Below are 22,108 nucleotides of genomic sequence, written 5' to 3'. Positions count from 1 at the left end.
TAACTTTTCAAGAACACCCATAGATATCAGTAATTTCAAGAAAAAATACCTTGAAATCGCTGATATTTATTTTTATAGGACTTTTATTCCTTCCTTCCATCTTCGCTCAAGATTCAAATAAGGATCGAACTAATTACGAGGAGGAAGAAGAAAGACAATCCATCTATAATTACTATTTTCAAAATCCACTGAATATAAATACCGTCACGGAAGCTGAATGGAATAGTTTATCGATTTTAACAAAGTCTCAGATTGACCATTTTATGCAACATCGAGATCGCATAAAGGAGTTTTTATCCATTTATGAATTACAAGTAATTCCACAATTCGATTTAATCACTTTAAGAAAGTTAAGCCCATTTATTCAATGTAATTCTTTACAATCAAAGCTTTTTGAGGCAAATCAAGCCAATCATCAAATACTTCTAAAAACAGATTTTACCTTAGAAGAAAAAAAAGGATTTTCTCCGCCAGATAGTCGAAGTAAAGTGAGGTATTTAGGCAATCCTTTCAACCAAACGATCCGTTACAGGGCTAAAATCAATCCCAATTTAAGATGGGGAATTTTGAGCCAAAAAGATGCTGGAGAAACAAGTTGGACCGATTTTACAAGTGCATTTGTCGAAATTAAATTCAATCATTTTGTAGAAAAAATCATTCTTGGTGATTTCCTTAATCAATGGGGACAAGGATTAATGCAATCTGGTGGTTTTTCTTTAGGTAAAAGTTATGAAAGCATCAAAGCGACACAGCGATTTCATATTGGAGTATTAGCGTATAGCTCAGTGGGAGAAAATGGTTTTTATCGGGGTATTCATGCCACTTTTCGAATCTCAAAAAGCCTACAATTTCAAGCATTTTATTCCATTAGAAAATTAGATGCCACCTTAGGAAAAGATTCCAGTTCGAAATCAGTCATAAAATCTTGGGACATAGATGGTTTTCATCGAACTGAATCTGAATTAAGTAAAAAAGAAAATGTAGATGAATTTAGTTCTGGAGGCAGTTGGCAATATATGGCAAAATGGCCGTTGATGATGCAATTCAATATAGTCGCTACGACCTATTCACTTCCTAAAATAGCCTCTAATCTGGCCTATAAACAATCTGAATGGAGTGGTCAACAATTATACAATTCATCCTTTAGTTTTCAGTTCCCTTGGAACAATATTCAACTCATGGGTGAACTCGCTATGACATGGCCCAAATCATTGGCAATTTTGCAAGGAGGAGCCTTTTCTCTTTCGAAAAAAGTAGACTTTTCTTATTCGACTCGAATGTATTCTCCCTCCTATTTTAGTCCCAAATCACAAGGATTTGGTGAGGCCAGCAATACCACCAATGAATATGGACTATTTTTGGGAAATCAAATCCAACTAAATAGAAGAAGTAAAATCTCCTCCTACTTCGATTTTTTCCTATTCCCAAATCTCAAATACCAAGTAAGTAAGGAACAAAGCTCAGGCTGGGAATTATTGAGCCGTTATCAATGGGAAAAACGAAATAAAAAGAAATTTTTTGTTCAATTAAAATGGACTTCCAAAGAAGGAGATGGACCTGCTCCCCTCTATCCTATTACCCGAATGCATCAATTTCAAGGTAGTTGGGATTTGATCCACTATTTTCAAAAGAATTTTAGTTTACACACTCGAGTTATGCTCCATTATATCTATTCCAATATTCAATCCGAATTGGGAATACTTCTGTTAGAAGATGTGAAGTACCAAATTAAAAAGTGGGAATTTTCTACGCGATTGGCCTACTACCATACTCCAAGTTATGATACAAGATTATATGCTTATGAAATGAGTGTGCCCTATGCCTTTTCCTTGCCCGCTTACAATGGTATCGGATTTCGGAACGTTTTGGTCATTGAAAATAAAATCAATCAACACATTAACATAGCCATTAAACTAGGCAGATCACAGTACTTAGACAGGGAAGAAATAGGTTCAGGATATGATTTAATCAATGCCAATCATAAAACGGATGTTATAGGGCAGTTGGTGTTTAAACTTTGATTTAAGATGTATGATGTAAGATGTAAGATGTAAAATTCTACATTCTTAATTCTACATTCTTAATTTTACATTCGTATTACTCTTGCAAAAAACTCCTCAAAAAAATACGCATTTCTAATTTGCCTTTGATCCCTACTTGCGACATAATATCCTGTCGATGGCGCTTAACCGTAGATACAGAAATGAATAAATTATCAGCGATTTGCTTGTTAGTTAATCCTTTGGCGGAAAGCTCTAGAACTCTAAGTTGTTGATTGGTAATCGTTGGAGGTAATTTGATAGACATTGTTTTAGTAGAAAGGTATTCATCGTATGGTTTATTTATTAAAAGGTTAGGTTCATTTTATTTCATTTTTAAATGAATAAAAAGCAAATCTATCTTTTTCAATCTAAATTCTCAAATGATACAAGCAAAAATTATTATTTTTCTCATAAATAGATTTATTTTTTGTTTTAAAAAGCGAAGTGTTTTTCTGTCAAAATCCGTATTTTTACATCTTAATCATACCTGTTTTGGCCAAAAAATTACCTGATGGGCAAGAACCTTTGAAAAAAGGAGAAACCCCACTTTCACGACAATTCAATCAAATCAAAGCAAAATACCCTGGTGCTATTTTGCTTTTTCGTGTTGGCGATTTCTATGAAACTTTTGGCGAAGATGCAGTCAAAGCTTCTAAAATTTTGGGTATTGTTTTAACCAGAAGAAACAATGGTAATGCAGATGACCAATTGGCCGGTTTTCCGCATCATTCTTTGGATAATTATTTACCCAAATTAGTTCGCGCGGGGCAAAGAGTTGCCATCTGCGATCAACTAGAAGACCCTGCCGCGGCCAAAGGCATTGTAAAAAGAGGAGTCACCGAATTAGTTACTCCAGGAGTTTCTTTCAATGATCAAGTACTCGACCACAATCGAAATAATTATGTAGCGGCTATTTCATTTGAGGAAAGTAAATCCAATATTTTTGGAATTGCATTTTTAGATATCTCCACGGGAGAATTCATGTGCTCGCAAGGCCCATTGGCCTATATTCAAAAACTCATCCAAAGTTTTTTACCTGCAGAAATATTATACCCTAAAAAATTCAGGAATCAATATCTGGAATATTTTGGGGATCAATACCATTCATTTTCCATGGAAGAATGGATATTCACCATGGATTTCACCTACCCTCTTCTAACGCAACACTTCAAAACCCAAAATTTAAAGGGTTTCGGAATTGAGGAAATGCCCCAAGGAATTATTACTGCTGGCGTAATTTTACATTATTTGGCAGAAACAGAACATAAACAAGTGGGCCATATCTCTTCCATTCAACGCATTGAAGAAGATAAATACGTTTGGTTAGATCGATTCACTATCCGAAATTTAGAATTGGTACACTCGGCCCAAGATGGTGGAGTTCCTTTAATTTCTTTGATGGACCATACCATCACTCCAATGGGGGCTCGATTATTACGCAAATGGATGGTTCTTCCTTTGAAAGAACTAAAAACCATTCAAGAGCGCCAACAAGGTGTGGCTAGCCTCATGGAAAACAAAGATGTCTTGGAGCTTTTGATATCACATTTAAAACCAATTGGCGACTTAGAAAGATTGATCTCAAAAGTAGCTGCAGGCCGAATTAATCCAAGAGAATTATCTCAATTAAAAAGGGCATTGCAACAAATCCCGGCCATCAAAGAATTATTACTGGCTCAAACTGCCTCTAGTTTGAAAAAATGGGCCGACCAACTTAATCCTTGTGCCGTTTTGGTCAACAAAATAGATCAAGCTTTAAGAGAAGACCCTCCTATTCTTTCGCATCAAGGTGGAATTATCAAAACAGGCTATTTAGCTGAATTGGATGAATTGCATTTACTTTCTTCCAATGGTAAAGACTATTTGGCTGCTTTGCAAAAAAGAGAAATTGAGCGTACTGGAATCACATCTTTAAAAGTTGCTTTCAATAAAGTGTTTGGCTATTATTTAGAAGTAACCAATTCGCACAAAGACCGAGTACCCCCCGAATGGATACGCAAACAAACCTTGGTGAATGCAGAAAGATACATTACGGAAGAACTAAAAATTTACGAAGAAAAAATCCTGAATGCAGAAGACAAAATTTCCAACATTGAGTTTGGAATTTTTCAAGATCTCGTTCGAGAAGCTTTGGAATATGTGGAACACATTCAACTAAATGCCATTGGCATTGCGACCTTGGATGTACTGGCAAGTTTTGCTCTTGTTGCCCAAAAAAACAACTATGTACAGCCTTTGTTGCATGAGGAAGATAGTATCAATATCATCGCTGGAAGGCATCCTGTTATCGAAAAACAATTAGCTAGCGGAGAAGAATATATACCCAATGATGTTTTCCTAGATAATGTTAGTCAGCAAATTATGATGATTACGGGTCCCAATATGGCCGGTAAATCAGCACTTTTGAGACAAACTGCCCTCATCGTATTGATGGCCCAAATGGGTTCATTTGTCCCGGCATCATCCGCTGAAATTGGTTTGGTAGATAAAGTATTTACTCGTGTCGGCGCCTCAGACAATCTATCCAAAGGTGAGTCAACCTTCATGGTGGAAATGACCGAAACGGCGGCTATTTTAAATAATTTGTCCAATAAATCCTTGGTGTTGCTAGATGAAATCGGGAGAGGAACCTCTACTTATGATGGCGTTTCTATGGCTTGGGCTATTGCGGAGCACATACATAATCATCCAAAGTTCAAGGCAAAAACCTTGTTTGCCACGCACTACCACGAATTAAATGAATTAACAGAAGATTTTCCTAGAATTAAAAACTTCCACGTTTCTGTGAAAGAAATGGGTAATAAAATCATCTTTTTAAGAAAATTAGTCCCTGGAGGTTCGGCGCATAGCTTTGGTATACATGTGGCACAAATGGCAGGAATGCCAACTTCTTTGGTTTTAAGAGCCCATGAAATCCTTCAAAACTTAGAAAAAGACCATGTGTTGGAGGACAATGTTGATAAATTAAAAGAAATGACAAAGGCCAATTATCAATTGAATTTATTTGGTGTAGAAATACCCGCTGAATTACAAGAGGTAAGTGACATGTTGGAAAAATTGGATGTCAACACGCTATCTCCTATTGAAGCATTGCTAAAATTAAATGAATTGAAAAAGAAGATTCAATCCGCATCCAAATAAGCAGGGAATTTTTCACGAAAATCGACTAAATCTTGTTTAGAAAGGGTAAAAGTTTGAATGCTAGCCAAATCTCCGAGGTCCAGCAAGGCCTCACCTTTGTAAGATATCAATGCTGAATCACCTTGGTAATTCAATTGATTTCCATCTGTTCCTATTCGATTGACACCTGCTACATAAGCTAAATTTTCGATGGCACGTGCTTTCAACAAAGTGGACCAAGCATTTGCCCTAGGAGCAGGCCAATTAGCCGAATAGATGGCTAAATCATATTGTAATTGGCTATTTCTTGACCAAATAGGAAATCGTAGATCATAACAGACGAACAAGGATATTTTCCAGCCTAAATAAGATAAGATACAATGCTTATCGCCTGCGGTATAGAATTCGTGCTCATTTCCCATTCTAAACAGATGTTTTTTGTCATAATAGACAAATTGACCATCTGGGTAAACCGCAAACATTCGATTGAAAAAATTCGTATTTTCTTTGATTTTAATGCTTCCAACCAACAAAACGTTTAGGCGATTAGCCATTAATTTCATCCAAGCAAGACTTGGGCCGTTCATGATTTCGGCACCATTGGCATTCATACTAAAACCGGTAGTGAACATTTCAGGAAGAATAATGAGGTCTGTTTTCCCCTTCCAATTTTGCAATTGCTCTTCCAAATAAGCACAATTTGCCGCGGGAGATTCCCACAGCAAATCGCTTTGTACTAAACTAACCCGCAAATGAGCATTGAGGGTATTCATATTCAAATGTTATTGAGCGATGTATGAATAATAAATCTTCAATTTTGTTTTCAAAGCTTTCAATGGAACAAATCGAGCATTTTCACTCACAACTGCTGATCCCGTAGAACTAATACTAGAAATTTGGGGAGTAATCAACATTCCATTGTTGGCAATTCTACCAGAAAGAATATTTTGTAAAACAGTCGTGACATTGAATGTAAACTTCTTTGTATTCGCATCAAAAGTAGCAGTTTGTGCGCCAGAACCTCCTTCAGCTGTATAATACAATAGTCCATAAGAATTTCTCAAAGTTCTATTCGTCGCATTGGTTTCTATCAAAGAAAGTTGACCTAAAGTCTCCGAATAATCGATATTATCCGCTGGCTCAAGAATCAATTCAGCTTTGTTAATCGCAACATTCTTGTTTCCTTTTAATTTATTCAAATACGGAAACTCAATTTTAGTTGCAATACCCGTTCCAGATTGAACATAGGTAATAAAGTTTGAGCTAGAAGCTGGAACAGCATCACCCACTTTTTTCAATGCAGCTAAAGTCCCAGTTCTGTTGACATCAAATCGGTTAAATCTAGCTTGTAGTTCAGGTACTAATGAATTGGACAAACTGAAATAATAGTAGGTCTTATATTTGATGGTATCACCTGGATTATGGAAATACATGGACATTCTTGAATAGGCTGTTGAAAATCCCAATAAAGAAGAAGCATCATCCGTACTTGATTTGATATAGAAACCTTTCAAATATTTTCTAAATCCATCTCCACCACCTGCAATGGTTTTATCGGCGTATTTGGACAATAATTCTTTACCAAAAGCTGGACTCATCTTGAAAGTCAAAGTATCATACTTCAACGAATCGCCATTAACTGATTTAGCTTTGATCGGTTTTGGAATAAAAGTATGTGTGGTAATTGCCACAGGATCATAACTGATGGAAGAGTTATTGAAATACGTGGAAGATAATCTCAAACTATCCGTCAAACGATGAACCGATATGGTATGTTTTTTGGACAAATCACCTTGAAAGGTTTTGTACACCAATTCCATGCGAATAGAATCAAATACAGAGGTTTCTTTAGCAAACAAAGTATCCGCATTCGCTATTTGGGTATAGAAACTAGACTGTACTTGTCCGAAATCAGGATGATTGATAGAGCCTAAAGTAAAGGTATTTGTACCACTTGTGTAAATGGAATCAATTTGCACCGTAGATGACTTGATAGTCAGCGTATCAGTGTAATTCAATCCAACTTCCACAGCAAACAAATCGGAACCGATTTCTTTGGGAGCGTCACAAGAAACTAAAAATAGGGAAAATATTCCCACCCATTTAATTACCGGCCAATTCAATGTAAGCTTTTTCGAAGAAATCGAGATCATTTTCGGCAATATTTTGGAAGGTTTTATTTTGAAATTCATCAATAATGGGTTGGATACGGACATTTTCCGCATTTTGTAATGATACTACTTTATCTGCATATTCCGCTCCAATTTTAATGAAAGCAAAATAATCGGCGGAATCTAAACTACCTAGTTGATTGTCTTCTATCTCACCAATTTTAACTTTTTCAACTAATTCGTCTTTATCAAACGAAAAATCGAACTCAGAATTGTGTGGAGAGAAAATAGTTTTTGAATCCTTGTAAATTGGGTGATTTCTATAATAAGTAGAAATGTACAATGGCACTAAACTAGACATCCAATCATTGCAATGGATGATATCTGGAGACCAGCCTAATTTAATAACCGTTTCTAAAGCTCCTTTACAGAAAAATATCGCACGATCATGATTATCAGGATAAAAAGCTCCTTCTTTATCATTCAAGATATATTTTCTTTGGAAATAATCTTCATTATCAATGAAGTATACTTGCAATTTTGCTGCAGGAATACTTGCTACTTTGATGGTTAAAGGCTTTTCTTCTTCTCCCATTGGAATGGTAATTCCTGAAAGACGAACGACTTCGTGCAAGCGGTTTTTACGCTCATTGATAGAACCAAAACGAGGAACTAAGATACGAATTTCCATACCACGCTCCTGCATGGCTGTAGGCAGGTTACGAACAAAGTCTGCGATTTTGGATGTGTTAAGAAAGGGATCAACCTCGCTTGAAACGTAAAGAATACGTAATTTGGACATTCTAAATTTATTTAGGGGAAATATTATCCCAAAAAAACTTTGCAAAAATATAAAAAAATAATGGAATTTCAGCAATAAATCTCGCATATTACTCTTTATTTTACTGATTGATTATTTGAAAATTTACTGAACCATGCTAAAATCCATCATAAAGTACCTCATCTCTTCTTTACTTGCAGTTGGCTTACTTTATTGGGCATTTTCCAAAAGTGATTTAAAATGGGAAGACATTTACCACACTTTTCAAACGGCCAATTACAATTGGGTTGCTTTATCAATCATCATTTCCCTATTCTCTCACTATTTAAGAGCAATTCGTTGGGAACAATTACTCGATGCTATTAATTATCAACCTAAAACGATTCGTACTTTTTCTGCGGTCATGATTGGATATTTCGCCAATTTTATCGTTCCTAGAATGGGGGAAGTTTCCCGCTGTGGTTCTCTTCAAAAAACGGCTGATATCCCCTTCGAAAAATCATTTGGAACCGTTATTACCGAAAGAATTGTCGACTTACTTGGACTTGTTGCCATTGTGGGTTTGAATTTTTTGATTGAATGGGAACCATTGAAAAAACTTATTTTCCCGAATTGGAAATTGCCTAACCAAACCTTGCTGATTGGTTTAGCTTTGATAGGAATTTTAGTGATTTTTATTCTTTGGAAAAACAAAAAACGAGTTTTAGCTATTTGGGAGAAATTCTCCACTCAAAATACCATTGGGAAATTACTAGCAGGCTGGGTAGCTGGCATTGCAAGTATCCGTTATGTGAAAAATCCTTGGCAGTTTTTATTGGTTTCAATCATTATTTGGATCGCCTATTTTGCAAACACTTACACCCTTTTATTGGCATTCCCAATGACTGAAAATATTGGATTAGCTGCAGGATTGACTGTTTTGGTCATGGGAACTTTTGGAATGGCCACACCGACTCAAGGAGGAATTGGTGCTTACCATACATTGGTTGCATCAGCTTTATTGTTCTATCAAATACCCCTAAAAGATGGGGCTGCATTAGCTACTTTTTTTCACGGAACTCAAATGATTAGTATTTTGTTTTTCGGTGGTATTAGTTTTATTTTTACTTTATTTCTTCCCAAAATAAATGCAAAAAGCAACCTTAACTGAGAATAAAATTGTTGACCTGAAAGAAGCGCTTAGCATTCGTAAAAACTGGAAAGACAAAGGCGAATCGGTGGTTTTCACCAATGGATGTTTTGATATACTTCATTTGGGACACATCGATTATTTAGAAAAATCGAGTCGAAAAGGCGACCATCTTATTGTTGGAGTCAATACAGACAGGTCTGTTTCTGCCTTGAAAGGTCCTGAAAGACCAATCAATCAAGAATATGCCAGAGCCAGGTTATTAGCAGCTTTGGGATTTGTCTCAATGGTCATTATTTTTGACGAGGATACACCTTTGGAATTAATCAAAAACCTAATGCCAGATGTATTAGTTAAAGGAAATGATTATTCTATTTCTACGATTGTTGGTTCTAAAGAAGTCATAGAAAATGGAGGAAAAGTAGAAACCGTTGAACTTGTACCCAATTTTTCAACAACAGGAATTATTCAAAAACTAAAAAATTAACAAAATGAGTGGTATTTATTTATTAACAATTCTATTTGGCGTAATTGGAATGGCCATTTCTTGGCGATTAAAATCAAAATTTCAAGAGTATTCACAAACACCTTTGGAAAGCAATCTTTCAGGTAAAGAAATTGCCGAGAAAATGCTGCGCGACAATGGAATTTATGATGTTCATGTTATTTCGGTGGAAGGTCAATTGACGGATCACTACAATCCAACCGACCGAACTGTTAATTTAAGTGCGGATGTTTTTCACGGCAGAAACGCTGCATCTGCAGCAGTAGCTGCACACGAATGTGGGCATGCGGTACAACACGCAAAGGCTTATGCTTTTTTACAATTCAGAAGCTCGATGGTTCCGATGTTAAATGTAGCCAACGGATTTATGCCCATCTTATTGATGGTTGGTATGATGATACTTTATTCAACAGGAAATACACTTGTCTTAACGATTGGCGTTGCCTTATTTGCGATGGCAACTTTATTTAGCTTCGTTACCTTACCTGTTGAGTTTGATGCTTCGAATCGTGCATTGGCTTGGATCAAAGAGAATGGCATTGTAACCAGTAAAGAATATGCGATGTCAAAAGACGCTTTATGGTGGGCAGCTATGACCTATGTAGTAGCCGCTTTGGGCATGTTGGCGCAACTTTTGTACTATTTGAATTTATTAAATGGTAGAAGGAGTAATGACTAGGACGTTATTAGTTATTAGTTATTAGACAAGGTTCATAATAAATATAAGCCCTAATAACTAATAACTGATACCTAATAACTAAACACTAATAACTAAACACTAATAACTAAAATAAAACGTACCTTTGTAAGTCGAGTCGTTTTGACCGATTACATTTAATGCTATTGCATGTCATTTGAAAATTTAAAATTAATAGATCCTATTCTTAAGGCTCTAGATTCAGAAGGTTACACTACCCCAACTCCCATTCAAGCAAAATCAATACCGATTGTTTTAGATAGAAGAGATTTATTAGGTTGTGCACAAACAGGAACAGGTAAAACAGCGGCTTTTGCCATTCCGATTATACAGTTACTTTGCCAAAACAAAAATAACATTCCAGGTAAAAGGGTAATCAGAGCACTGATACTTACTCCTACTCGGGAATTAGCCATTCAAATCGCTGAAAGTTTTGAAAATTACGGAAAGTTTACACCCTTAAAATACAAGGTTATTTTTGGAGGTGTGAGTCAATTTGGCCAAGTTGAAGCTTTGCGCCATGGTGTAGATGTATTGATTGCCACACCGGGTCGTTTATTGGATTTAATGGGGCAAAACATTATCAGCTTAAAGCACATCGAATATTTTGTGTTGGATGAAGCGGATCGAATGTTAGATATGGGATTTGTACATGATGTCAAAAAAGTCATCATGAAATTACCTCCTGTTAGGCAGTCGCTATTTTTCTCAGCCACCATGCCACCTGCGATTGTTGAGTTATCCAATACCATTTTAAGAAATCCCTTAAAGGTAGAAGTTACTCCCGTTTCAAGCACGGCCAATACTATTAAGCAAGTTGTTTATTATGTGGACAAGGAGAACAAAAAAGCATTGTTATTGGATATCTTAAAAGATACAGCCATCGAACGTGTTTTAGTTTTTACGCGAACGAAACACGGTGCTGACAAAGTAGTAAAGGATTTAAGCAAAGCGGGCATTAGTGCACTTGCGATTCATGGAAACAAGTCGCAAAATGCTAGACAAACAGCTTTGAATAACTTCAAAAATAAGATAACTCGTGTGTTGGTTGCTACAGATATTGCAGCCCGTGGAATCGATATTGATGAATTAAGTCACGTTATTAATTACGAATTACCCAATATTCCCGAATCTTATGTTCACCGAATAGGAAGAACAGGTAGAGCAGGTGCAAGTGGAATTGCCATCGCCTTTTGCGATGCGGAGGAAAAAGAATATTTGAGAGATATACAAAAATTGATTGGCAAATTGGTTCCTGTCATCGACAATCATCCATACCCATTAATGAATCATACGGTTGTCAAAAAAGCCGCTAAACCACAGAGACCTCCAAGAAACCAAGGAGCGAATGGTGGTAGAGATGCTAGCAGTAGAGATTCTAATCCACGCAATGCAAATACTGCATCAGATAGCGGAAAACCTAAAAGATATAGTTGGAAGAAGAATTCTTATTGAGGTAAAAGGTAAGAGGTAAAAGGTAATAGGTAATAGGTAAGAGGTAAGAGGGTTTAATAAAGCATAAAAAAATAGTGTCGGTTTGTTCCAGCACTATTTTTTTTACCTCTTACCTTTTACCTCTTACCTATTACCTAAAAATAGACATTATTTCTTCTTAGGAGCAGCGGCAGGAGCAGCTGGAGCAGTAGTAGCTGGTGTAGCAGCAGCTGCTGGCTTAGGAGTGATTCCCATTTTCTTCAACACTAAATCAGACATATTAGCATCTGTTGGATAGTGTAACAAAATTGGAGCAGTTCCCATACCTGCATCGTAGTTAAATACATAAGTATATGCATTTTCATTAGCTACTGAGTGCATATTTTCTTCAATTTTCTTCAACAATGGTTGTAACAATTGAGCTTGTTTCTTTTGCAAAGAAGATTGAGAATTTTGTTGAAACTCTTGAATCGAAGTTTGTAAATTTTGTAACTCCTTCTCTTTATCTTGTTTGATTACATCTGAAGTTGTTGCAGGCAATTTCTCAAATACAGCTAATTTATCTTGAAAATCCTTCACCTTACTTTGATAAAGAGTTTCATATTGTTTTTGAGTATTCTTAAGATCTTCCTCTACTTGCTTTGCCTCAGGCATTTGACTTAAAATGTAATCAGCATTAATAAATCCGATTTTAACTTGAGCCTTTAATGGCATAGCAGCCAACCCAAATACAAGGCTCATAGCCAATAAAAATTTGTTTTTCATACGATTGTTAAAATTAATTATTTGTTTTCTTTTCTGGTTTACTATTTTCACTTGATTTATCAATCAAATTTGGATCCAATTCAATCCCTAATTCTTCTAATATATAATCCGAGTAATCATGCACTGGATTGGTATAAATCATGGCTAATCCGTCGCTTCCTTTGTCAAAAAGGAAATCTAAGCGTTTTTGACGAACAACTTTTTCAACTGCTTTGGATATTTCATCCAAAATCGGTTTCATTGCTGCTTGTTTTGCTTTAAACAATTCTCCGTCTACACCAAAGATTTTATTTTGAAAAGCTTTTGCATCCTGATCTTTGACTTTGATTTGCAATAACCTTTGTTGACGCAAATCTTCTGTCAATAATACTTCTTCAAGCTTCAAATCTTTTTCTAATTTGGATACTTCATCATTTTTGCTTGCTATTTCAGCAATCCATTGCTTGGTCATCCCATCTAATTTTTGCTGAACCTTTTGATAGTCAGGCATTTTAGATGTAATAAACTCGGTATCAATGTATCCAAATTTTTGCGCATAAGACCTTTGTCCTATGAACATAAGCATCAAAATTAAGAAAAAAAACGACTTTTTCATGCTATTATGCAATTTTCATTATCGAATTTGTTGACCAATAGAAAAAGTGAAGGCTTGACGTCCAAAATCCGTATCTCCAGGTCTAGGTTTATCAAATCCAAATCCATAATCGATACCAATCATACCAAAGGCTGGCATGAAAATTCTAGCTCCAAAACCAGCTGATTTGTATAAATTAAATGGATTATAATCGGTTAAATTTGAAAAGTTATTTCCGCCTTCCGCAAAACCAAGGACAAAAATAGTGGCTGATGGATTCAATGACACAGGGTATCTTAATTCCATGACAAATTTATTATAGGCTACCCCCCCATTTCCATAACTTCCTGATGGTCCAATTACACGATCTTTATAACCTCTTAAACCAACAATGTCTCTATTAAAGGAGAATCCTTGAACCATACCTGAACCCCCTAAATCAAAACGCTCAAAACGGGTTGTTTCTTTACCTCCATAAGATCCCAAAAATCCTAAATGGGCCCTTGTATGCAAGACAAATTTACCTACCAATGGACTAAACCAACTTGCGTCAAACATCCATTTATGGTATTCAATTAATGTTCCTGTTTTATTTCCACCCAATAATGAATAAGGAGGAGTTAAAGAGGCTGTCAAAGAAAAACTTGACCCTGATCTTGCAAAAGTAGGATTATCAATACTATTTCTAGAGAAATTGGTCATAAAAGTAACAGAGGTAGAAATACCTTGAGGATAAGCCCAAGTATAATATCTATCTACATCATAGGAAGAAAAAGATAACGAGTTACTCAAAGAAAAATAGTCATCTGGCCATTTTAATCTTTTACCCAAACTAAATGTAATACTGTTCACATTAAAGTGAGCGCTTTTTAAAGAATCCGGAACTGAATATGCTCCATAGCCTCCACCATAGCCACCATAACCACCGTATCCGCCGTATCCGCCGTAACCTCCATAGCCTCCATATCCACCACCATAGCCTCCTCCATAACCACTTCCGTAATTACTATATCCACTATTTTGGAATTGATATGGGTATGAAATACTTCTATTCAATGAAATTGAAAATGAATTTGGTTTTTTACCCCCTAACCATGGCTCAGTAAAAGTCAAACTATAATTTTGGTAAGCTGCACCATTCGCTTGAAAACGAACAGCTAATTTTTGACCGTCACCTGCTGGCAATGGTCTCCAAGCAGATAAATTCGTTAAATTTTTGGCAGAGAAATTATTAAATACAACTCCCAAAGTTCCTACAAAACCAATATAACCTCCCCAACCTCCAGACAATTCAATTTGATCAGAAGGTTTTTCTTCCACATTGTATTCAATATCCACCGTTCCATCCGGACGAGGATTGGGTTTGGGTTCGATTTTTTCTGGATTAAAATAACCGATTTGAGATAACTCACGAACAGTACGAATGATGGCTGATTTACTAAATTTTTGTCCAGGTAAAGTTCGAATTTCACGCATTACAACGTGGTCCGACGTTTTGGTATTACCATTTAGGACAATCTTATTAATTGTAGCTTGCTTACCTTCACTGATACGAATGGTTAAGTCGATGGAATCTCCAACAATGGCCGTTTCAACAGGTTCAGCATTGTAATATAAATAACCATTATCCATGTAAACAGAGCTTAAATCCTCACCCGGATTCCCCCCCATTTTTTTCTCTAATTCCTCTGTATTATAAACATCTCCTTTTTTGACGCCTAATACCTCAGCTAAAACAGAATCTGGATAAATATAATTGCCTTCAAAATTGACAGAACGGTAATAGTATTTTTTACCTTGAGTCAATTTAATGTATAAATTAACCGACTCATTATTGTATTTACTCACGGAATCTTTTTGAATTTGAAAATCGCGGTAACCCAATTTATTCATGGCCGCTAGCAACTTTTCTTTATCTTCATCCCATTTTTTTGGAACAAATTTGGAAGGCTTAAAAATTCGACCAAAACGTTGTTGCTTGGTATTTTTAATTTTTCTTAGAATTAAAGCGCGTTGGTTTTCATCTATCCCTTCTAGGACAATTTTTTTCACTTTAACCTTTTCTCCTTTTACGACAGTAACTTGTAAAACGGCATTATTCCCTCTGATGGAATCTGTTTTAACAACAGATTTTGTCGTAACATTCAAACGACCCTTTTCTTGATAATACTTCCTAATGGCTAATTCTAGGTTTTTACGAAGTGTTTCAGTGATAATTTTACCTTTGTAGGTTTTAATTTTCTCATTGATGGTTTCTTGCTCTCCCTTTCTAATTCCAACATAAGAAATAGCAAACAAACGAGGTCTTTCTCTCAAAGCGATTTCCAACCAAATTTTAGTCCCTTCTGTTTTTGTCGCAAAAACACTCACATCATCCAAAATCCCTTGATCCATGATTTTGCGAATGGCAGATGCAATAGCGTCTCCAGGAACTTTAATTTTATCTCCAATTTGTAGACCAGAAATACTGATCATGGAATTTCCATCATAATACTGAGAGCCTGAAACACTTATTCCTGCAATTTCATATTCTTGTGGCAAGGCATAGGAAAATTCAGAAGTGGAGGAACTAGGTGTGGTAGAAAACAGACGGCCACCTAAATTTTGTGCATCGACTTGATTTTTTTGAATCAACAAAAAACCTACTAGCATTACTAGAAATGTCAATTTACTCTTTAACTTACTAATTTGATACATGAAATCGTTTTTTATCATTTGCTAGCCTTAGCCCTCACTCTTTACTTGCTCACTTGTTCTTCCAAATCGTCTTTCACGCATCTGAAAATCAAGAATTGCCTGATGTAAATGTTCTTTTCTAAAATCTGGCCAAAATAATTCTTCAAAAATATATAATTCTGAATAAGCTAATTGCCAAAGCATAAAATTGCTTATTCGGTGATCTCCTCCGGTACGTATCATTAAATCAGGATCTGGCATGCCAGCAGTTGATAAATGATTGGCTAAGAGCTGATCTGTAATATCATTCGCACTCAAAATTCCACTTTTAACTTTTTCGGAAATTGCTTTCGTTGCATTCACTAAGTCCCATTTCCCTGAATAAGACAAGGCTAAAACAAGCGTCAGACCCGTATTATTAGCTGTTTTATCGATGGCTGCCTGTAATTCACTTGCAGATTTACCTGGTAAAGTACTTAAATCTCCGATGGCATTCAAGCGAACTTGATTTTTCATCATTGTGGGCAATTCATCTTGAATGGTACTTACCAACAAGGCCATTAAAGCACTTACTTCTGCTTTGGGTCTGTTCCAATTTTCCGTTGAAAATGCATACAGTGTTAAATATTTCACCCCTAATTCCCCACAACCTTCGATGGTCTCACGAACAGCTTTGATAGCATTTCGATGACCAAAAATTCGATCTGTAAAACCTTTTTGTTTAGCCCAACGACCATTCCCGTCCATAATAACGGCGATGTGTGCAGGAAGATTGTTTAGGTCAATAGATTCTTTCACTTGGGCAATAAAATTTAATTCAACTATTAATTGGCAAAGGTAACTATTTCCCTTTCCTATTCAAAGGAAATTAATTTTGATATTCACTCGGGCAATAAATACTCTGTAAACTAAAAGTAATCGACACAGAAGTATTTAAATATTGATCTGTCAAACTGGTAGTAAAATTGGAACGATCCGCCCCTTGCGTAATCCAACCATCCAATCGATCTGTCAAAGTTTTACGAGTACCAGCTTCCCATTTGATTCCCCACAAAGGACTCATTTGGTATTTTATACCAACACCGAATGGAATCGCAAAAGAAATAAAGGAGCCATTCATGACATTTGAGCTAGCGATTGAATTAGAAGGGTTGGCAAAAAAAGTAGCAAAACCCCCATATAAATATGGAGTCCAATTTCTTACTTTTTTATTTTTTTGATAATCAATGAAATGATAATCGACCAATAAGCCTAATTCGACCAAGCTAGACCGGAATGCACCATTTTGACCCCCTAAACCTGCATTTGACCAATTATTATTGATGGAATTTGCTTGAATACCAGTCAACAATAGTTGGGCTCGGTAGTTGAAAGCTTGGGTTTCTTGATACGCTACTTCAACATTCAAACTAGGCAATAATTGCTTGACCTGTGGTAAACTTGGGTACATCGCCCAATCTTGCATATCACCTTTGAATAAAGTTGCTCCAGTTCCTAATGACCATTGCCAGCGCTGAGCAAAAGAGCTTTGCGCTGAAATACCTATCCATAAAAGTAACAATAGCTTTTTAGTCACGGTATGAAATTAACGAGGCAATGGAGGGCATTCCATTTTATTCTTTATGTGATAAATAAACTGAATTTGTGTCGTGAAATATTGATCGACGCCGGGAGTTTCCGATAAATTATTTTGGGGGACAAATGTGTTATAAGGAGGCAGAGCTCTCATGGTATTAGCTGCGTATTGTTCGTTGTAATTAATACCACTAACTGTTGACTTTATTTCATTTATACTTCTGTTAAAATAGGGTGAGGAAACCCCTATCAATGCTGCCCTTTTATCAGATACATCATCTAAATAATCAGTCAAAGCAACTCGATATGTCACCTCAAAACCTAAATCGATGTTATTAGTAATTTTTTTTCTCAGACCAAATCCAAAGGGAATAGAAACGGCTAGAGCGCCATAATTAGAATTTTCTGTATTTTGATCCCTCAAACTTACCCAATCTTTCTGTACAGGAGAAGCTGGATTGGTAATATTGGCTGCCTCTCTAGCTAATGGATTATGCAATATTCCAGCCACACCCAGCGTGAAATAAGGAGCCCAACTGACTCTTTTTTCTGGATTTTCTACGTTTCCTAAAATTTCCCATATACCTGATAGAGAAATTTCTTTGATATCATTACTAAAATGCAAATTTCGAGCAAAATTGGCGTCAAATAATCCACCAGGAGCAGTATAATTATAGTAATTATCATCACCAGCAATTCGGATATAGGAAATCGAGCCTTTGGCAGAAAATTTCCTGGAAAAATGTCTAGTGTACTGAAATCCAGCATTCCAACGAGTTGTCGGAACTGCCAGCGTTGTAAAAGCAGCCAAAGGTACCAATTCTCCGATGTAATTCGCTGATCCAGCTCCAAAAGTGACAGAAGAATAGGCTTTAAATTTGGAAAGAACCTGTGCTTTTTTCCCTTTCTGTCCTAAAAACCAAAATTGAGAATGAGCAGAAAAAGAAATGATTAATAACAATAAAAAGCTATATGAACTTATTTTTTTCATGAAATAAAATCGATTTGCACTATTCAACGTTAACATTCAAAAAATGTTGTTTAAAACAAGAAACGAAGATAGGAAGAAATTAAGAATAATTTGAGAGGAAAAGGTAAAAGGTAAAAGGTAAAAGGTAAAAGGTAAAAGGTAAAAGGTAAGAGGTAAGAGTTTTTTCTCTTTCCTCTTTCCTCTTTTCTCTTTTCTCTAAAACGCTCCCCAAAATTTGATTTGATTCTCTTCTAATAAATTAACTTCAGCATTTGTAAGAGCTTCTGGGTACAAGATAAATTCTGGAATATTACCCGTAAAGCCATTTTGCCCAAATTGAGTATCCAAAGAACCTGTAGTTAATCCAACTCCAAAAGTAGAACCAGCGGACCATGTAAGAGATAATGTATTTAATGCGACATTATTGAGCATAACAACACCACTGACTCGAACTGTTTTATTTGTCGCATTGCGGTACAAGGTATATTGTTTGAAGACACCTAAATTACTAACATTATAAAAACTTCGTGAAACGTCTGTAGCATATCCAAAGTCTGTATATAAATTATTGTCTGGCCAATTCATATGAGCAGACCAACGCTTGGTATTGTCGGCGACATCCGAATGTCCAAAAGAATTATTGCTGCCTGAAGATGTTAATAATTTTCCAACCATTATTACGCTACCTCTCAATCCACTTCCTAATAAAGTTGGAATAGTTTGATTCACTGTCACATTATGCTTTGATGTTCCAGTAAATACCAAGGATGGATACTGATTACTGCTACCAGCTACGCCCATAGAGTAAGGAACTTGTCTAGCTGTATTTGTCTGAACTCCATGGAAACCGTTAACACTTTGATCATACCAAATAGATACAAATAAAGATTTACCGCTTCGAAATGTAGCTAAATTCATCGTAGAATTCAATGCTAAACCTGAAGTTCCAGAAACAGCAATGGTAACTATACTATTATCTGTTACCACATTATTTGCATCAAAAGCAATATCAGCTTCAGCATTGTCAATTGATCTTCTTACTCGTAGTGCAGAACCAACATAATCACGACGTAATTTTCTTGAACTAAATGCAAAAGATGGCTTTAAAGCTATTAAATCAATCAGATGCTTATTAATGCTATATCTATGCATAGGCAATGATTGCGCCAATATTTCAATGGTAGAATTAATCAGTAAAAATATAAAAATAAAATAATTTAGCCCCTTTTTCATCGCTATTTCAACTATAGTACATCTCCACTTAATACGGCTGAACCAGTAGCCCTTACTTCCAATCCTGCCTTCGCCCATTGGCCTGATGTTTTAGTGGCTAAATATCGATTATTGATCGTCATACCTGCACCTGCAATAAAAGTAACTTGACCCGCACCAGCCTGTGTAATACTAACTTGAAACCCTACAGGCAAAGTACTTGGAACTGTCAAAGTTATAGCAGTTGATGATGTAAAGTCTAATACCCTTCCATTATCTGCAGCGGTTAAAGTGTAGGACGTACCACTTTGTGTATTAATCGTACCAACATTAATGGGTGTCCAAGAGTTTGTGGCTAAATTATAGAAATAAAACATATCCACATCCGTATCATAAACCAACAGCGATTCTACTCCTGAGGAGACAGATATGGCATTTTTTTGTGCAGTAGTCATCCTGGGAACTAATATTCCACTGGTGGTACTTGGAATATCCAAAGCAGCGGCAGGCGTGATGGTATTAATTCCAACCAAACCAAGACTATCGGCAAAAACACGAACTCTTCCAATACCATTGGCCAAAGCGATAATTTGGCTACGAAATGCCGCTCCAATATTTAGTGAAGTTGTTGTACCTCCGATAATCGTGTTGTTGCTACCTGAAATTAGATTGGAATTTCCCAAGGAGATATTACCACTACCTGTTGTGATATTGAATCCACCTGATGAACCTATCAACACATTGTTCGAACCAGTTGATACATTTTCCCCTGCACGATAACCCAATATCGTATTTCCCGCACCTGTTGTATTATTTTTCCCAGAATTAAAGCCAATTGCTGTATTATTTCCTCCTGTGTTAAAATCCAATGAATAGGCTCCCACAGCCACATTATTCCCAGCTGTTGTATTATCTGATAAAGACTCCATTCCAATTGCCACATTTTGACTACCTGTTGTAATGTTTAAGCCACTATTATGCCCAACTGCTGTATTTGCTGAAGAGTTAGATAAATTCTTAAGAGCAAAGGTACCTACGGCCACGTTGTTATAACCTGACGTACTCAATGCGAGGGCTTGAGTTCCTAAACCCACATTATTGGAACCTGTTGTTTGACTAAATAAGGATTGAAATCCCAAGCCCACAGAATTAAAGCCCGTAGTATTATTACTTAATGCTCCATTTCCGACCCTTGTATTTGAGTTTAACGAACCTCCTCCTTTTCCTATATCTACACCGTTGATTTTTTTGTCTACTCCTCCTAATTCTTGGCCTGCGGTATTATTGACAATTCCTGAAACTGTGGAACTTACTGCTGAAAAATTCTTTGTAGCATTTGAAAAAGACAGACGACGAAGCAAGCCTTCTGAATTAGCTGTAACCAAACTGTCTGTGGCTGCTCCACTGACCAAAGTGTCAACTTCTACCTGACCTGCAATGTGTAGACGCTGTGCAGGTGTGGATGTTCCGATACCAATTTTTCCTGATGATAATATTTTCAAACGATCCACAGGAAATGTACTGCCAGTCGGTGCAAGTCGAATCGCAAAATTCATCCCCCCGGCTGTTGAAGTAAAATTCTCAGCGGCATCCACATATAAATATGCCCCTCGATTATATGCTGAACCATTCCATCCTAAAAATGAATGGTAACCAATTTCTGAACCAGATGTAACTGCTCCCGTAGAACTAGAAGCATTACCTTTTTTCCGAATAAATAATCCTGAAGAATTTGCATCTTGACCTATGAAATCTTGAATAATGGAACCTGTTACATGCAAAGGTGCTTCAGGGGCAGTATTGGCGATACCCATGAATCCGTTAACTAAATTAACATGAAAAGAAAGCAAATTATTGGAAAAATTTCGTAACTGAAACTTATCATCACCTGCAAGTAATTTTGCCCAAGCACCAGTAGAATTACCTAGACCGATGGATGCCAAACTAGTCGAGGTAGTTGAACTAGCAAACCTAGCCACATCTGATATATCTGAAAATACATCAAGTTTGGAGTTCGGGCCATTTGTTCCTACACCCAATTTTCCACTAACAGCTAATCCTTGAGTAGGTAACACGGTAGAATTCGAATATGATCCAAATCCTGCACTTGTTGCACCTATAATTCCAGAACGATAAATGTTACCTGTTTTACTAGAACCTGCATCTGTTGTTGTTCCAACCAAGTAAAATGGACTACCTGTTGATATATTAGATGGAACCCACTTCCCCAAAACAGAATCATACAAAAGGGCTTGTCCTGAACTAGGAAGAGTTGAATCAACAGGTTTACCTTGTATTCCAACAACGGTTGGTGAAACTGCTGTTCCGCCAATATCACCTGATAACTGAATAATACCCTTTGAACTCGTAGAAGCGTCAGAATTCGTCGTAATTTCTTGACCAAAACGATTAACTACTTTTGACTGTGAAAAAGAGCGTATGACGCATGCGAAAATCAAAAATAAAATGAGTAATGCGTTGGTTAATTTATTCATTTGTTTAAAATAGTAGTTGTAT

At 36.3% G+C, this 22,108-nt stretch carries 18 protein-coding genes; 6 read left to right on the top strand and 12 right to left on the bottom strand.

Annotated features, from left to right (window positions below):
- The first annotated feature begins 50 nt into the window (after positions 1–50).
- The gene (locus tag V7S79_RS00090; protein WP_459488291.1) at positions 51–2,021 is read left to right on the top strand and encodes a ComEA family DNA-binding protein; all 1,971 of its coding nucleotides are present in this window, start codon (positions 51–53) and stop codon (positions 2,019–2,021) included.
- 76 nt (positions 2,022–2,097) lie between these two features.
- On the opposite strand, the gene V7S79_RS00085 is transcribed toward V7S79_RS00090, so the two are convergent.
- Complete coding sequence (locus V7S79_RS00085) at positions 2,098–2,307, bottom strand: helix-turn-helix domain-containing protein (RefSeq protein WP_459488289.1); 210 nt, start codon at positions 2,305–2,307, stop codon at positions 2,098–2,100.
- Positions 2,308–2,534: 227 nt separating this feature from the next.
- On the opposite strand from V7S79_RS00085, the gene mutS reads away from it, so the two are divergent.
- Entirely contained in the window at positions 2,535–5,183 is a 2,649-nt protein-coding gene (gene mutS, locus V7S79_RS00080) for a DNA mismatch repair protein MutS (RefSeq protein ID WP_459488288.1), read from the top strand.
- Here mutS and V7S79_RS00075 read toward each other — a convergent pair.
- The 3 genes from V7S79_RS00075 to V7S79_RS00065 are packed head-to-tail and all read right to left on the bottom strand — an operon-like array spanning position 5,165 to position 8,075.
- The gene (locus tag V7S79_RS00075) at positions 5,165–5,935 is read right to left on the bottom strand and encodes an amidohydrolase (protein ID WP_459488287.1); all 771 of its coding nucleotides are present in this window, start codon (positions 5,933–5,935) and stop codon (positions 5,165–5,167) included. The genes mutS and V7S79_RS00075 overlap by 19 nt on opposite strands.
- A gap of 9 nt (positions 5,936–5,944) precedes the next feature.
- The gene (locus V7S79_RS00070; protein WP_459488285.1) at positions 5,945–7,261 is read right to left on the bottom strand and encodes a DUF4270 family protein; all 1,317 of its coding nucleotides are present in this window, start codon (positions 7,259–7,261) and stop codon (positions 5,945–5,947) included.
- A gap of 4 nt (positions 7,262–7,265) precedes the next feature.
- Complete coding sequence (locus V7S79_RS00065) at positions 7,266–8,075, bottom strand: glycogen/starch synthase (RefSeq protein ID WP_459488283.1); 810 nt, start codon at positions 8,073–8,075, stop codon at positions 7,266–7,268.
- Positions 8,076–8,208: 133 nt separating this feature from the next.
- On the opposite strand from V7S79_RS00065, the gene V7S79_RS00060 reads away from it, so the two are divergent.
- The 4 genes from V7S79_RS00060 (at position 8,209) to V7S79_RS00045 (ending at position 11,840) form a co-directional block, all read left to right on the top strand.
- Positions 8,209–9,204: a lysylphosphatidylglycerol synthase transmembrane domain-containing protein gene (locus tag V7S79_RS00060; RefSeq protein ID WP_459488281.1), complete on the top strand. Its 996-nt coding sequence runs from the start codon at positions 8,209–8,211 to the stop codon at positions 9,202–9,204.
- Positions 9,182–9,670 carry a D-glycero-beta-D-manno-heptose 1-phosphate adenylyltransferase gene (gene rfaE2 / locus V7S79_RS00055; protein WP_459488280.1) on the top strand — a complete coding sequence of 163 codons (489 nt, stop codon included), beginning with the start codon at positions 9,182–9,184 and terminating at the stop codon, positions 9,668–9,670. The genes V7S79_RS00060 and rfaE2 overlap by 23 nt, the downstream gene beginning before the upstream one ends.
- 4 nt (positions 9,671–9,674) lie before the next feature.
- Entirely contained in the window at positions 9,675–10,367 is a 693-nt protein-coding gene (locus tag V7S79_RS00050; protein ID WP_459488278.1) for a zinc metallopeptidase, read from the top strand.
- 168 nt (positions 10,368–10,535) lie between these two features.
- On the top strand, positions 10,536–11,840 hold the full coding sequence (locus V7S79_RS00045) for a DEAD/DEAH box helicase (RefSeq protein ID WP_459488276.1): 1,305 nt from the start codon (positions 10,536–10,538) through the stop codon (positions 11,838–11,840).
- Between the two features lie 147 nt (positions 11,841–11,987).
- On the opposite strand, the gene V7S79_RS00040 is transcribed toward V7S79_RS00045, so the two are convergent.
- The 8 genes from V7S79_RS00040 to V7S79_RS00005 all read right to left on the bottom strand — a co-directional run.
- Positions 11,988–12,584 (bottom strand): OmpH/Skp family outer membrane protein, encoded by a 597-nt coding sequence (locus tag V7S79_RS00040; RefSeq protein ID WP_459488275.1) that lies wholly within the window; start codon positions 12,582–12,584, stop codon positions 11,988–11,990.
- Positions 12,585–12,597: 13 nt separating this feature from the next.
- On the bottom strand, positions 12,598–13,179 hold the full coding sequence (locus V7S79_RS00035; protein WP_459488273.1) for an OmpH/Skp family outer membrane protein: 582 nt from the start codon (positions 13,177–13,179) through the stop codon (positions 12,598–12,600).
- A gap of 18 nt (positions 13,180–13,197) precedes the next feature.
- The gene (gene bamA, locus V7S79_RS00030; RefSeq protein ID WP_459488271.1) at positions 13,198–15,855 is read right to left on the bottom strand and encodes an outer membrane protein assembly factor BamA; all 2,658 of its coding nucleotides are present in this window, start codon (positions 15,853–15,855) and stop codon (positions 13,198–13,200) included.
- A gap of 27 nt (positions 15,856–15,882) precedes the next feature.
- Positions 15,883–16,632, bottom strand: coding sequence for an isoprenyl transferase (locus V7S79_RS00025; protein ID WP_459488269.1), 750 nt, complete (start codon positions 16,630–16,632; stop codon positions 15,883–15,885).
- A gap of 70 nt (positions 16,633–16,702) precedes the next feature.
- Positions 16,703–17,410, bottom strand: a complete 708-nt coding sequence (locus V7S79_RS00020; protein ID WP_459488268.1) for a DUF6089 family protein — start codon at positions 17,408–17,410, stop codon at positions 16,703–16,705.
- Positions 17,411–17,419: 9 nt separating this feature from the next.
- Positions 17,420–18,400 carry a DUF6089 family protein gene (locus tag V7S79_RS00015; RefSeq protein WP_459488265.1) on the bottom strand — a complete coding sequence of 327 codons (981 nt, stop codon included), beginning with the start codon at positions 18,398–18,400 and terminating at the stop codon, positions 17,420–17,422.
- Between the two features lie 195 nt (positions 18,401–18,595).
- On the bottom strand, positions 18,596–19,612 hold the full coding sequence (locus V7S79_RS00010) for a hypothetical protein (protein WP_459488263.1): 1,017 nt from the start codon (positions 19,610–19,612) through the stop codon (positions 18,596–18,598).
- 11 nt (positions 19,613–19,623) lie between these two features.
- The coding region (locus V7S79_RS00005; RefSeq protein WP_459488262.1) for a beta strand repeat-containing protein at positions 19,624–22,108 on the bottom strand (2,485 nt) is incomplete at its 5' end.

This window comes from Aquirufa sp. ROCK-SH2 (assembly GCF_054558315.1).
This window is presented reverse-complemented; position numbering and strand designations above follow the sequence as displayed.